Here is a 13351-nt window from a genome sequence, read left to right as displayed (position 1 = left end):
GCGAACATCACCCGTCAGCAATTCAACGTGTCGATACTCGTTAGACATAAGCCTATACCCAAGCCTGTGCTTGAGCCTTTCTGCTTATGCCGACTGTCCGGTCGAAATGGGGGGCAGTTCAGCTATGTTGTCCGCAGTTCGTGGTTATCATCTTACAATTGTCAGCTCTACAAGCCTTATGGATCGTGGTTTTAAAACCCGATTGGAACAACTCGGCACTTCAGTGAGGCTGGTTGAGGACCCGGGGGGAACAGGCAACCAGGAGGGTCGTCTTTCAGAACTACACCGTGTGCTTGAAGACAAGCCGGATACGTTCTGGCCGAAACAATACGACAATCCTGATAATCCTGCAGCCTATTCGCGTCTGGCGGAAGTCATTGTGGATCGTCTGGGGCAAGTTGATTGTCTGGTCGGCTGTGTTGGATCTGGGGGATCGCTCTGTGGCGCAACACGATATCTTCGTCGAGTTTATCCTCAATTGCGTGCGATAGCGGTTGACACGAACAATAGCGTTTTGTTTGGGCAGAAAGCTGGCCCGCGCTTATTGAGGGGGCTTGGAAACAGTATCGTGCCGGAGAACCTTGATCACTGTTTGGTTGATGATGTTCATTGGGTGGGTGCTCTACAAGCCTTTGCTGAAACTCGCCGATTGTATCGTAAATGTGCCCTCTATGTTGGTCCTACCAGCGGTGCTGCTGCTCTTGTGGGAAGTTGGTACGCAAAAAAAACTCCCAATAAGAAAATTGTCGCCATCATGGCTGATGAGGGCTATCGCTACCAGCCGACAGTCTATGCCGATAAATGGCTGAAAAACCTGCCGGGATGGCCGACGGTTATAAAACTAGAGCCTACGCAGATTACGGAAGTTAAGTCAGAGGGCGAGGAAGCCTGGACTTATATGAACTGGGCGCGACGAAAAATGCATAGCTGAAACTTCCTCCCTTTTCAAAGGCGCGAAGTAAGCGCCGTCTCCGCCCCATTGGATTGGCTGTATTTTGAGGCTGGCCGGGCGTGCAAGAAGGTTTCCAGGACTATCTAAAGATTTGCATGGCAGATGATGGATTTGTTGGGCGCTACGAAGTTGTCGAGCCGCGCCGCGGAAACCGGCGTTGGCCAGATGATGTGAAGGCGCGGATCGTGGCGGAAAGCCTTGAGCCTGGTGTTCGTGTTGTTGATGTCGCGCGCCGTCATGACGTTGTTCCGCACCAGCTTTCCTTGTGGCGCCGGCAAGTGCGCGAGGGCATTCTGACGCTGCCTTTTGAGTCTATGCCGGGCCTGTCGGAGAGCGGCGATGCCGAGCCTGCGTTTGTGCCTTTGGCGATTGCGGCAGAGCCGAGCGAGGCGGTGAATGTTTTGGCGCCGCCGAAACTGCGGGAGGCGGTTTCGTCAGTCTTGACGCTCACGATCGGCCCGGACGTTGTGATGCGGGTTCCCGGCGATGTGCCGGTTGAACGTGTGGCCGCTCTGGTGCGCGCCATGCGAGGGACGGCATGATCGTCGCGGGCCAACGACTGCCGATCCTGATTGCAACGCGGCCGGTGGACTTCCGCTGCGGGCATCAGGCGCTGGCTCTGATGGTGCAGACCGAGTTGAAGCTCGACCCGCATTCCGGGGTTACGGTGATCTTCCGGTCGAAGCGCGGTGATCGTCTCAAAATCCTGGTGTGGGATGGCACCGGAATGGTGCTGACCTACAAAATTCTTGAACATGGAAGCTTTGCCTGGCCCAAGGTGCAGGATGGGACGATGCGTCTTTCCAGGGGGCAATACGAAGCGTTATTCGAGGGGCTCGACTGGCGGCGAGTCATAGCGCAACGGGTGAGCGCGCCGTCGGCGGCAGGGTGAATATCCCGCTGCCTTTGCATTGTTTTATTTGGATTTTTTGTGCTGTCTTACTATAAGACCGCATGTCGTCGCCCCTTGATCTCAGCCTGTTTCCGGACCTTCCGCCAGAGGTGGTGAAGGCGTTTGCGGCGATGCAGTTCGAACTGTCGGTCGAGCGTGCTGCACGTCAGCACGAGCAGGCTGTGGTTGCCGAAAAGGACGCCTTCATCGCCGAGCTGAAGGAACTGGTCGAGAAGCTTGAAGGTCAGGTTCACGACTATCGGCGCACGAAGTTCGGGCCGAAATCGGAAAAGCTCGATCCGGCGCAGATGGAACTGGCGCTGGAAGACCTTGAAACGGCAATCGCCGAAACACAGGCGCGGATTGCCGCCGTCGAGAAAAAGATCGAAGCCAGCGCATCCGATCCGGAAAAAGTCGCTCCTCGCAAGGAGCGTAAGGCCCGGGCGCTGCCCGAACACCTGCCGCGGGTCGAGAGAGTGATCGAGCCCGAGAGCATCGTTTGTCCCTGCGGTTGCGGCAACATGGTCCGGATCGGCGAGGATCGGACGGAACGGCTCGACCGGATTCCGGCGCGCTACGAGGTGATCGTCACGATCCGCCCGAAATACGCATGCCCCAAGGGTCGAACGGGCGTCATCCAGGCCAGAGCGCCAGCGCATCTGCTGGAAGGGAGCTGGCCGACGGAAGCCCTTCTGGCTGAGATTGTCGTCTCCAAGCATTCCGAACATATGCCGCTCAACCGGCAGGCCGAGGTCATGGCGCGACACGGGGTGCCGATAGACCGCACGGTCCTGGCCGATTGGATGGGGCGCACGGGCAGCGAAATCGCACCGGTGGTCGACCACATGGCCAAACGGCTGCTGTGGGAAAGCACGCGGCTCTATGTCGATGAGACCACGGCTCCGGTGTTGGATCCGGGGCGGGGCAAGACGAAGACCGGCTATCTATGGGCCGTGTTGCGTGACGATCGCGGCTGGAATGGCTCCGCGCCGTCGGGCGTGGTGTTCCATTATCGACCTGGGCGTAAAGGAGAATATGCCGCTGAAATCCTCGACGGGTTTAACGGGACAATCCAGGTGGATGCCTACGGTGGTTACTCTCACCTCGCCACGTCGGACCGGGTGGGTGGCGATCCCTTGAAGCTGGCTTTCTGTTGGGCGCACGGGCGCAGAAAGCTGATCAAGGCCACGCCAAAGAGTGGATCGCCCATCGTCGACGAGGCGCTGGTGCAGATTGCCGCGCTCTACAAGATCGAAGACAGTATCCGGGGCTCAGATCCCGAATATCGCCGGGCAGTTCGACAGGACCTGTCCCTCCCGCTGGTGGACGAGTTCTTCACCTGGCTGGCAGCGCAAGCCAAGCGCGTCTCACGCAAGTCTGACCTCGGAAAAGCCCTGGCCTATATGCTGACGCGGCAGGACGGCTTCCGGCTGTTCCTGGACGACGGCCACGTCGATATCGATTCCAACCTGGTGGAAAACGCGATCCGCCGACCCGCCATGAACCGCCGCAACGCGCTCTTTGCGGGGCACGATGAAGGGGGCCGCAATTGGGCCCGGTTTGCCAGCCTGATCGGCACTTGTAAAATGAACGGCGTTTAGCCCTACGCCTATCTGTGCGATCTCTTCACCCGCCTCGCAAACGGCCACCTCGCCAAGGACATCGATGCCCTGATGCCATGGGCCTATGCCGCCCGCATCAAGGCCTCACAATGAGCTCGTCAGGTACTCTTCGGTGAGCTCATTTGACCGCCGAGGATCGGCCTCAGATCGCTGCAATTGAAAAATCAATGGGGCGTGAACGCCGCATACGGCGCGAACGGAAACGACACTAATCGAGAGGCGTCGCGCCAGGTCGGCTTGTGTCCAATTTAATAAGCCTCTCGCGGCGCGGCATTGTGCATTTGTGATGAACACTGTTGGTGCTCATTCTATTGATTGGACGCGATTGATGCTCGTCGATGAGCGATGTAGTTGGCAAAAAAATAGAGACAACTGATGGCAGTTATATTAGAGTGAACATAAGGCAGTGACGCGCTGCCTTGGGGCGTGCAAACCTCTGTTAGCGGTTGGTGTTGGCCGTTACAACATCACACTCCTTGACCTTCTGGTCGGGGAGCCTGTGGCGTATGCAACAGGCCTCCGGCTAAAGGCCACAGGGCCGCCTAACACGGTTTGCAACTCCCCGATCACCAAGGGGTCAATGAGCATTGAGCGGGGGCGTACCGCAAATGCTTCAATTGGAAATCGTGACAATGGCTAATATCGAACATGAAATCGAATATAGCTTCGCCCTTTATACGTACACTTACGGTGATGATCCTAATCAATCCGCGGGACAGTTCTACAGTTCGCAGGCAGAAGCGCGAGAGGATCTGGTAACCTTCCGCGCGTCGTTGATTAGAGACGATGATAGAGACCAACTGTTGCCCGATATGAAGATCATTGAACTGCGTACATGTCCAATAAACCAAAGGGCACTCGTAGAACTTTTCAATGGAATGAATGGAGATTTGGGCGGCTTCATTCGGTCTCGCAGGATTGTGGAAGTTATCACCGAGCCGCAACTTGAACATGAGTAAACGATTTCGTTACGCTGCGTACGAATGGATACGGTCTCGAATTCTGACCAGTAGTTTTTATTTTGAAGTGAATTAGCCGTGAAGCGCCTTAAGCAGTAGAAGTTTGGCGCTTCGGTCAAGTCATACATCGCAATAGCAGGTCGTCTCAGGCAACCGCACCCAGTAAGGGTTTACCATGGGTGAGGCCATTCACCTTATCGACGATCCCACGCGCGTCGATACCAAAATGGCTGTAAAGGTCGCCAATCGTTCCTGTCTGACCGAAATGCTCGACACCGAGCGGAATCGTCTTATGACCGGTAACCGAACCGAGCCAGGACAGGGTCGCGGGATGCCCATCGATAACGGTAACGAATTTGCAGTGTGGGGGGACATCGTTCATCAGTTTTTCGACGTGGCACTCAGCTTGCGTGAGACCCCGGGCACGCGCGCGTTGTGCGGCGGTCCAGCCCGCATGAAGCCGGTCGGCAGATGTAACTGCCAACACGCCGATATCGCGCCGCCCTTCACCGATGATGCCAGCAGCCTTGATAGCCTCGGGCGCGATCACACCCTGGTAGGCGATGACCACGTCGCAATTCGGTCCAGGTTCACGCAGCCAATAGGCACCGTCAATCGCGCCTTGTCGGAATCGATCATCGATCCGCTTGGTCGGCTGCTCGATCGGATTGGTTGAAAGGCGCAGATAGACCGACCCACCGGTTTCGTCTCTAAGCCAGGTCCGTTCATCGGGATCGCCGCTTCCGTCGCGCTGCATATAGTCGAATGCCCAGTTCATAATAACAGCAAGTTCGTCGGCGAAAGCTGGCTCGAAAGCAGCAAGCCCATCCTGCGACATCCCGATGAGTGGAGATCCAATCGATTGATGCGCGCCACCTTCAGGCGCCAATGTCACACCGGAAGGCGTTCCCACGATGATGAATCGTGCATCCTGATAGCAGGCGTAATTCAAGGCATCCAAGCCGCGCCCTACGAATGGGTCGTAGACAGTTCCGATCGGTAGAAGGCGCTTGCCGAAAAGAGAGTGTGAAAGGCCTGCCGCGCCCAACAGCAGGAAGAGATTCATTTCCGCAATGCCGAGTTCAATATGCTGGCCAGCCGGGGTGAATTCCCATTTTGCGGTTGAAGGTATTTTATGATCGATGAAAGTATCAGGGCGCTTTTCGCGGGCAAACAGTTTGCGCCGGTTGACCCATGGCCCAAGGTTGGTCGTTCCTGTAACATCGGGTGACATCGTTACAATTCGCGCGGCTAGTTCCGAGTCTGTTTTCGACAATTCGTCCAGGATTTTGCCAAAAGCCATCTGTGTCGAGATTTCTCGCTCGGCGCTTGTCGGGATCGCTGGTACCACAATGGGAGCGTCGTGGTAACGTCGCCGACCATTGGCAAAAAATGGCACTGTGTCTAGAAGCGTCTGCAACTGCTGCGGATCCTCGACCGTTGCCCATCGATCCCATTCCTGCCCTTCAGGAACGCCCATATGCGTTTGCCATTCAGCCATCTGGGCCTTTGTCATAAGGCCGCCGTGATTGTCCTTATGTCCGGCGATCGGGGTGCCCCATCCTTTGATAGTATATGCTAGAAAGCACACCGGTCGGTCATGATCGATCTCGGCAAATGTCCCGGCCATGGTGCTCACGCAATTGCCGCCGAGATTTTCCATAAGTTCGGCGAGTTCGACGTCGTTGCGCTTTTCGATCAGAGCGGTGACATCGCCCTGATCGCCGAGATCGTCCATGAGACGCCTGCGCCAGACGGCTCCGCCCATGAAGGTCAGCGCCGAATAAAGCTGATTTGGGCAATTGTCGATCCATTCTCGGAGCCGCTCCCCACCGGGTTCCTCGAAGGCCGCGCGTTGCAATGCGCCATATTTGATCCTGATAACGTCCCAGCCGAAAGCGTTGAAAATGTCTTCGATCCGTCGAAACAAGCCTTCCTGAACGATGCCGTCGAGTGATTGCCGGTTGTAGTCGATGATCCACCAAGTGTTGCGCAAGCCGTGTTTCCAACCCTCCTGCAGGCATTCATAGACATTGCCTTCATCGAGTTCGGCATCTCCGACCAATGCGATCATCCGGCTAAGGCATAAGTCTTTGCTCCAGTTCTTCGATGTAATGTAGTCCTGAATCATGGAAGCAAAGGACGTGATCGCGACACCGAGGCCGACAGAGCCAGTCGAGAAATCAACGTCATCGATGTCTTTGGTGCGGCTGGGATAGCTTTGTGCCCCATGGAACCCCCGAAAGTTTTCCATTTTCTCTCGCGTCTGGTTGCCCATCAGATACTGGATGGCATGAAAAACAGGTGAGGCGTGGGGTTTGACGGCAACGCGGTCCTGCGGGCGCAGTGCGGAGAAATAAAGCGCCGTCATAATTGATACCAGAGAAGCGGACGACGCCTGATGCCCGCCAACCTTGATCCCGTCCTCCTTTGGACGGATGTGGTTGGCATGATGAATCATCCAGTGTGACAGCCATAAAAGCCGTTGTTCGATCGTCTTGAGATGTTCATGCTGCATATTGATTGGGCCTCTCGCGTTGTAGTCGCATATGATTGGCTCGCAGAATTCGGGCCGCGTCAATATGCTGTTAAAGTGATCAAGCGTTCGGAGATCGATGGCGGCGCGACGGTTTGACGTCGTAGCTCCTTTTTTCACGAGGGCCGGCGGACGAACCAGACGCCAATGTTCTTGATCATTGGAATGATCAGAATGGCCAGCGTGAACAGGATCAGGCAGATGCTGATCGGGCTTTCGGTGAAAATCATAGGGCTACCTTCGCCGAGAATAAGGCTCTGACGCAGATTTTCCTCAAGTAGGGAGCCGAGCAGAAAGGCCAGCAGGAGAGGGGCCATGTCGAAACCGGCCTTACGCAACCCGTAGGCTACAAATCCGCATCCAATCACGACGCCGACGTCGAACATGCTGTTGTTCAGGCTAAACGCGCCTATGACACAGAACAGAACGATCAGCGGTGCCAGAACGGCCTGAGGAACCTTCAGCAAAAGGACAAAAACGCGGATCATAGGAACGTTGAGAACGACGAGCATTGCGTTGCCGATTAACATGCTGGCGACGATCCCCCAGAAGAGTTGCGGATGTTCCGAGATAATCTGGGGTCCTGGAACGACATTTTGCATCAGAAGCGCTCCCATGATGATGCCGATCACCGCATTTGCTGGGATACCGAGGCAAAGCATGGGAATAAAGCTCGCCTGTGCCGCAGCGTTGTTAGCACTTTCGGGTCCCGCGACACCTTCGATCGCCCCTTTGCCGAACCGCTCAGGTGAGCGGGAGAGTTTCTTCTCCATGAGGTAACTCGCAAAGCCGGCGACGAGCGCACCGCCGCCCGGCAAAAGCCCCAGGAAAAAGCCGAGAACCGTACCACGCGCAATCGGTCCGTTCGAGGCTTTCCAGTCTTTCCGATTCGGCAGAAGGTCGCGCAACCGATAAGAAGGCATTCTCGTGGCTTCGTGCGCTTCTTTCTGTTGGATCAGCATCAGGACCTCGCTCATGCCAAACAGGCCCATGGCCAGTATGGCGATGTTGAAGCCATCACGCAGGTAACTGACTTCAAAAGTGAAACGTTCCGCTCCGGAAATCAGATCGACGCCAACGGTTGAGAGAAGCAGACCGAGCGCCACCATCGTCCACGCGCGGATACGCGGCCCCTCGCCAACGCTTGCCGCTAGCACAAGGCCCAACAGGACGATCGATGACTTCTCGACCGGTCCGAAAGCAAGTGCAACCTTGGTAAAGGCAGGCCCAATAATCGCAATCGCGAGAGTCGCGGAAATGCCTGCGATAAAGCTTCCAAATGCGCTGATGCCGAGAGCGGCGCCGGCTCGGCCCTGTTTGGCCATGGGATAGCCGTCGAAGCACGTCATCACGCTTGAGGCTTCTCCGGGGACCCGCATCAGGACGGAGGTTATCGAACCACCATATTGCGATCCATAGTAGATGCCGGCGAGCAGGATAATAGCGCTTGTTTGATCCAGTACCATGGTAATGGGCAACAATAAGCTAACCGTCGCGGAAGGCCCTAGACCAGGTAGGACGCCAACCGCGGTCCCTAGGACGGCGCCAAGAAGCGCTACCGCGATATTGGTTGGTTCTAGAGCAATGCCGAGGCCCATCATGAGTTGGGAAAGGGAATCGATCATTTATAGCCTCCAAATGCCGTGCGGTAGGGGGACCGAGAGAAGAATTTCAAACAGGACCCAGGTTGCCACGGCGACAGCGGCCGAGAGCAAACCGGCAATCTGCCATTTCATGCGCTCGATGAACAACAGGACTCCTGAGAGGAACAGGAACGCCGCGGCGACAAACCCGAGGACTTCGAGCAAGACGCAGAAGAGAGCGAGTGCCACGCAATAGGCGATGACGCGTGGAATCTCGATTGGGTCTTCGTCGGGCACGACGCCCTGGGTCGTGCAAAGCAGGCTCGTGACAATCAACAGCAGGGCGGCCAGGAAGGGAAACAGACCTGCCGCAGGTTCGCCACTCTCCCAAAGGTGCATGCGAAGTCCACTTGCTGCGGCTCCAAGCCCGATTCCAGAAAGTGCGTAGGGAACGAAACGAGCCGGGTTCATAAATGCTCCTCCATCGTTTCAATCTGACTTCCGATCCTGGTATATGCCTCCTTGACCATGCTCGTGAATTCTTCACTCTTCTGAAACAGAGGATAGCCATTGATGAGTTTTAGAAAGTCCGCATACATCGGGCTAGACACCATTTCGCCGATTGCCTCTTCCCACCAGGAGACGATGTCGGAAGGCATCCCGGCGGGCCCGAACAGACCGTATGAAGCGGGAATGGCGATTGGATAACCCCGCTCTGCAAAACTGACGATGCCTTTCGGGCTCGCTTGCGGGTTCGGACTGGTTTCAGCCAGCAAACGTACAGATCCCGCCGCCAGATGCGGTCCGAAATCTGACGACACAACCATATCGATGTGCCCGCCAAGGAGTGCGGTTACAGCATCGGCGCCTCCGCGAAAGGGAACGAATGTCGCTTTCGCTTTCTCCTTGCGGAACGCGGCGTCTGTCGCGATATGGGCAAGTCCCCGCGGTGCGGCGGTGGCCCACTTCAACTTCGATGGGTTGTTACGGCAAAAATCCAGCAATTGATCCCAGGTCTGATGCGGACTGTCTTTTCGCACAAAACAGGGAACGGAAATCCCAGCATAGCTCGCAATATAGGTGAAGTCCTTTGTCGCGTCGTACGGAACTTTCTGCAGGTGGGGTGCGACCAGTACCGGGCTGACTGAATATAACGACAGGACGGAGCCATCCGGCGATGCTCTTCGCACCTGGTCGGTTGCGATTGTTCCGCCTGCGCCGGGCCGAAAGTCCGGTGTCGCAACGAGACCGCGCTCCCGCTTCACATAACTGGTCACGACACGAGATGCGATATCGCCCGCGCCACCGGCTGCGAAGCCGACGATCAGCATCGGATTGTCCGCGGGATAAGGTTTGGTAGCCGACCATGCCAAACGATGGCCGGCTCCGATAAAGAAGGCTGTTGCAGCCAGAAATTCCCGTCGTCTCATTTTCCTTCCCCTTCAATTTGATTAGTGGAATTGCGGGCGTATCGGTATTTCTTTGCTAGATGTCGCAATGCCTGAGGGCGTCTTCGATATTGCTGAAGCGCGGGAGAGGCTTTTCCGAAATGGATTTGTCGATGTCCTTCAGACCAGAAGCCGTGACAACCGCGACAGCGCTTTCATCTCCGCGGATTATGTTTCGACGTCGTGCTGTCGCGATAGCAGCGAGCGGCATCACGGAAGAAAGCTCCAAAAATACGCCTTCGCTCGCGGCAATTCGCTCTTGAAAGGCGACCAGACCGTCATTGGCGACGGGAATGGCGGTGCCGTTGGAAGCGCGTAGCGCCTTGAGGGCCTGGTATGTGCTTCTTGTCGCTCCAACCGAAACGGCGAGCGCATTGAACGAAGCGGCCATGTCGGGTATCTGGTCGCTTCGAGTCTCAAGCGCTGTGGCGAGAGAGCCATGCGCTTCCGCCGCAAGCAGGCGCGGCATCCGGGCGATCAATCCGTCTAGCATCAACTCGTGAAATCCGAGCCAGGCGCCCGCGATCGCGTCGCCATAGCAGACCGGAAACGCGCACCAGTCCGGCACTTTCCCATTGAACTGTTCGATTATTTCGTAGGCGAGGGTTTTGTACCCCTCGATGCCGATCGGATGGCTGCCGACAACTGGATGTCTGTAAGGCGACGTTGCAAACCAACCATAGCGTTCGACACCCTTGGCGAGAAACGGCCAGCGCTCCTGCTTGTTTTCGAAGGGCACGATTTTGGCGCCATATTTCTGGATTTGCGAGAGCATGGGCCCCGCAGAACCCGCAATGGTCGCAACGATGCACTCAAGTCCCGCGCGCGCTGCATAAGCGGCGAGCGATGCACCAGCGTTTCCGCTTGAACTCGTTGCGACGACTGATGCACCTGCCTCTACCGCGGCCGTTACCGCGACGGTTGAGAACCGATCCTTATGTGACCAAGTTGGATTGTAGCCCTCGTTCTTGATGAAAAGATTTGGCACGCCGATCACTGCACCGATCCGTTCCGATCGAAGGAGTGGTGTCAGACCTTCGCCCAGAGAGACAGCGGAGCTCTCATCAAAAGGGAGCCTTTCAGCATAACGCCAGAGCGAAGGCAGCCGGGCTATTCCCTTAACGGTCGAGGTTGCAGGAGTGGGAGCACGATAAAGCACTTTCAGATTTGAAGGAGCGATTTCCAGACATGACGGGCAACCGCGTGAATCGATCGGCATGTCGATCGGAAATTCGTTACCGCATCGATAGCAGGAATATGCTGCGATCCTGTTCATCATCACAGCACCATCAGGCTGTCGCCATTGTTGGTCAGCAATTCCGCGCCGCCCGAACGGACGACAAGCATATCCTCGACCTGAAGGCCAATATGTCCCAGTTCGTAATACGGCGTCTCGATACAGAGAACCATTCCCTCCTCAAGGATATCGGAGCTGCCTGCGGCAAGAAGCGGAAGATCATATCCATCCAGACCGATGCCATGGCCAACATGACTGCGTTGGTAATGAGGGATGCCCTCTGCGCGTACCGTATCGACAACGATTTCAAAGATCTTCGATACGGAAACGCCTGGGCGGATTTGCTCAATGCCTCGCTGAACGCCTCTGTTCAGCGCATTGTACTTGGTCCGAACTTCCTGCGATGGCTCTCCAAAGCTGACATTTCGCGCAATATCCGCACGATAGTGCCTGAAGTGGCCGCCGACATCGAAACGGATCATATCGCCAGCCTTGAGTGCACGATCTGAAGGCTGGACATTCATCAATGCGCTACGCTCGCCAAAACCGATACAACCCAAAACCGGAAAGCCATCTTCCTCGACCGTCTGGCCGTGAAATACTCTGGCGAGATCATGTTCTGTCGCGCCGACGGTCGCAACTTTAAGCGCAGAAGCAATGGATCTCTCGGTAATCGCGCCGACGGTCGTGAGTCTTTCAATCTCTTCAGAAGTCTTGACCGCCCGAACCCATCGGAACAGCGCAGCGGCGTTAATCCAGTTGACGTCGGGGAGCTCGCTACGCAGCTTCTCCATATCGCCAGGCAATAATCCGCTTTCATCAAGGCCAATGCGGGCCTTCAACAGCCTTTGTAAGCGGATTTCTGTTATAAGGGCATCAATTGCATTGCTGTCGTCAGGCAGATTGAAGAGTTCTTTCTGTCTAAAACTTACCGCGTCGAGTTCCGTTGAAGAGGCAGTATCGACAGTGAAGGAGCCGAATCTACGGACTTTCGTATCAACGTTTTGATCGGCGAGGAGATCGAGTGTGGAAGTTCCAGTGATGACAACCGAGGATTGAATGTCCGTTTTCGCTTGACGTAACACGAAGGCCTGCGGTCCGCGCCTGATCCATTGTGGCAGACACCAGAAACCACTTGTGTAAAGGACATTTTCTGGTGACGTAGCCACTATTGCCGCTAGATCATGTTTGATCATTGCTGTTTGAAGACGTTCTTCGTGTAGTAACATTGGCTATCCTTTCCTCCTCAAAATTTACGTTTCTTCAAAACCCAATCCTTTCGAGATACGATCCGCAGCCGTAACTATCTTATCCGCTACGTCGCTGATCTTGACCTTTGGGTAGACCGCACGCGGAAATGCGATACTTATTGCGGCTGCTACCGAGCCCGCCGCGTCATAAATTGGAGCTCCAACCGAAATGACTCCCTCTAGATTCTCCGACATGGCCGTGGCGTACCCGAGCGAGCGTCCAAGACGTAGTTGCTCAACCAATTTGTCTACTTCCACGACTGTTCGTTCTGTAAGGCGCCGGAGCGGTTCATGGCCAAGCAGATCTGCAATCAACCTATCGCTCATACCGAATAGCAAAGCCTTGCCGAGAGCGGTTGAGTGAAGCGCCATCGACTCACCAGGATGGGCGCGAATGACGACAGGACTGTCGGATTGTACGGCGAGTACATAAACGCCAGCAGATCCGCGTCTAACGCCAAGGAAGCCGTTGAAACATCCGCCAGCCGCCAGCTGTTTGAGTTCTATTTCCGCAAGTTTCAGAAGTCTGCTGCGTTGAAAAACATGCTGCGCAAGCCCAAGCACAGCGTAACCAATTTGGTAGCGGCGATTGTTTTCTTGTTCCACGTGACCTTGCGCGGCCAATGTATTCAGCAGCCTTTGGGCAACTGAGGGTGTCAATTCGAGCCGTCGTGCAATTTCCCGCACACCTAAGGGTTCACGTGCGTCTTTGAGCAAATTGAGGATCAGAAGGCCTTTTTCAAGCGAGAGATTGCTACTCATATTTTGTTCCAATTATAAGAACATTGTTCCATATAATGTACATTAAAGTCCTTACGTCGACTGCGTGTCAAGCGGAATGTTCATTATAGTGTGTCGTCATATAGTGTACG

General features: G+C 55.6%; 11 protein-coding genes and 1 pseudogene. 5 read left to right on the top strand and 7 right to left on the bottom strand.

Going from position 1 to position 13351, the window contains the following annotated elements; all coding sequences use genetic code 11:
* The first annotated feature begins 70 nt into the window (after positions 1-70).
* The 5 genes and pseudogenes from ACS5UA_RS21050 (at position 71) to ACS5UA_RS21030 (ending at position 4425) form a co-directional block, all read left to right on the top strand.
* On the top strand, positions 71-931 hold the full coding sequence (locus tag ACS5UA_RS21050) for a PLP-dependent cysteine synthase family protein (RefSeq protein ID WP_443101765.1): 861 nt from the start codon (positions 71-73) through the stop codon (positions 929-931).
* Between the two features lie 116 nt (positions 932-1047).
* Positions 1048-1494, top strand: coding sequence for an IS66-like element accessory protein TnpA (tnpA, locus tag ACS5UA_RS21045; RefSeq protein ID WP_094513458.1), 447 nt, complete (start codon positions 1048-1050; stop codon positions 1492-1494).
* Positions 1491-1844: an IS66 family insertion sequence element accessory protein TnpB gene (gene tnpB / locus ACS5UA_RS21040; RefSeq protein ID WP_012090913.1), complete on the top strand. Its 354-nt coding sequence runs from the start codon at positions 1491-1493 to the stop codon at positions 1842-1844. The genes tnpA and tnpB overlap by 4 nt, the downstream gene beginning before the upstream one ends.
* A gap of 62 nt (positions 1845-1906) precedes the next feature.
* A pseudogene (gene tnpC / locus ACS5UA_RS21035) lies at positions 1907-3559 on the top strand (IS66 family transposase).
* 539 nt (positions 3560-4098) lie between these two features.
* Complete coding sequence (locus ACS5UA_RS21030; RefSeq protein WP_040129701.1) at positions 4099-4425, top strand: hypothetical protein; 327 nt, start codon at positions 4099-4101, stop codon at positions 4423-4425.
* A gap of 145 nt (positions 4426-4570) precedes the next feature.
* On the opposite strand, the gene ACS5UA_RS21025 is transcribed toward ACS5UA_RS21030, so the two are convergent.
* The 7 genes from ACS5UA_RS21025 to ACS5UA_RS20995 form a co-directional block, all read right to left on the bottom strand.
* Entirely contained in the window at positions 4571-6943 is a 2373-nt protein-coding gene (locus ACS5UA_RS21025) for a transketolase (protein ID WP_012090916.1), read from the bottom strand.
* 134 nt (positions 6944-7077) lie between these two features.
* Positions 7078-8586, bottom strand: a complete 1509-nt coding sequence (locus tag ACS5UA_RS21020; protein ID WP_443101761.1) for a tripartite tricarboxylate transporter permease — start codon at positions 8584-8586, stop codon at positions 7078-7080.
* Positions 8587-9015: a tripartite tricarboxylate transporter TctB family protein gene (locus ACS5UA_RS21015; protein ID WP_012090918.1), complete on the bottom strand. Its 429-nt coding sequence runs from the start codon at positions 9013-9015 to the stop codon at positions 8587-8589.
* The gene (locus ACS5UA_RS21010; RefSeq protein ID WP_040129699.1) at positions 9012-9974 is read right to left on the bottom strand and encodes a tripartite tricarboxylate transporter substrate binding protein; all 963 of its coding nucleotides are present in this window, start codon (positions 9972-9974) and stop codon (positions 9012-9014) included. The genes ACS5UA_RS21015 and ACS5UA_RS21010 overlap by 4 nt, the downstream gene beginning before the upstream one ends.
* A 55-nt stretch (positions 9975-10029) precedes the next feature.
* Positions 10030-11271 (bottom strand): pyridoxal-phosphate dependent enzyme, encoded by a 1242-nt coding sequence (locus ACS5UA_RS21005; protein WP_443101760.1) that lies wholly within the window; start codon positions 11269-11271, stop codon positions 10030-10032.
* A complete protein-coding gene (locus tag ACS5UA_RS21000; RefSeq protein WP_012090921.1) occupies positions 11271-12458 on the bottom strand; it encodes a M24 family metallopeptidase in 1188 nt (395 codons plus the stop codon). The genes ACS5UA_RS21005 and ACS5UA_RS21000 overlap by 1 nt, the downstream gene beginning before the upstream one ends.
* A gap of 24 nt (positions 12459-12482) precedes the next feature.
* Positions 12483-13241: an IclR family transcriptional regulator gene (locus ACS5UA_RS20995; protein ID WP_012090922.1), complete on the bottom strand. Its 759-nt coding sequence runs from the start codon at positions 13239-13241 to the stop codon at positions 12483-12485.
* Between the last annotated feature and the right edge of the window lie 110 nt (positions 13242-13351).

It is taken from the genome of Brucella sp. RRSP16, assembly GCF_052246815.1.
Taxonomy (GTDB): Bacteria; Pseudomonadota; Alphaproteobacteria; order Rhizobiales; family Rhizobiaceae; genus Brucella; species Brucella intermedia.
The sequence above is the reverse complement of the archived record's forward strand: the minus strand, read 5'-3'. Positions and strand labels throughout refer to the sequence as shown.

Excerpts from the sequence above, each read along its gene's own strand:
- ACS5UA_RS21025 (WP_012090916.1), bottom strand. The coding sequence starts at position 6,943 with ATGCAGCATGAACATCTCAAGACGATCGAACAACGGCTTTTATGGCTG.
- ACS5UA_RS21010 (WP_040129699.1), bottom strand. The coding sequence starts at position 9,974 with ATGAGACGACGGGAATTTCTGGCTGCAACAGCCTTCTTTATCGGAGCC.
- ACS5UA_RS21015 (WP_012090918.1), bottom strand. The coding sequence starts at position 9,015 with ATGAACCCGGCTCGTTTCGTTCCCTACGCACTTTCTGGAATCGGGCTT.
- ACS5UA_RS21000 (WP_012090921.1), bottom strand. The coding sequence starts at position 12,458 with ATGTTACTACACGAAGAACGTCTTCAAACAGCAATGATCAAACATGAT.
- ACS5UA_RS21030 (WP_040129701.1), top strand. The coding sequence starts at position 4,099 with ATGGCTAATATCGAACATGAAATCGAATATAGCTTCGCCCTTTATACG.
- ACS5UA_RS21005 (WP_443101760.1), bottom strand. The coding sequence starts at position 11,271 with ATGATGAACAGGATCGCAGCATATTCCTGCTATCGATGCGGTAACGAA.
- tnpB (WP_012090913.1), top strand. The coding sequence starts at position 1,491 with ATGATCGTCGCGGGCCAACGACTGCCGATCCTGATTGCAACGCGGCCG.
- tnpA (WP_094513458.1), top strand. The coding sequence starts at position 1,048 with ATGGCAGATGATGGATTTGTTGGGCGCTACGAAGTTGTCGAGCCGCGC.
- ACS5UA_RS20995 (WP_012090922.1), bottom strand. The coding sequence starts at position 13,241 with ATGAGTAGCAATCTCTCGCTTGAAAAAGGCCTTCTGATCCTCAATTTG.
- ACS5UA_RS21020 (WP_443101761.1), bottom strand. The coding sequence starts at position 8,586 with ATGATCGATTCCCTTTCCCAACTCATGATGGGCCTCGGCATTGCTCTA.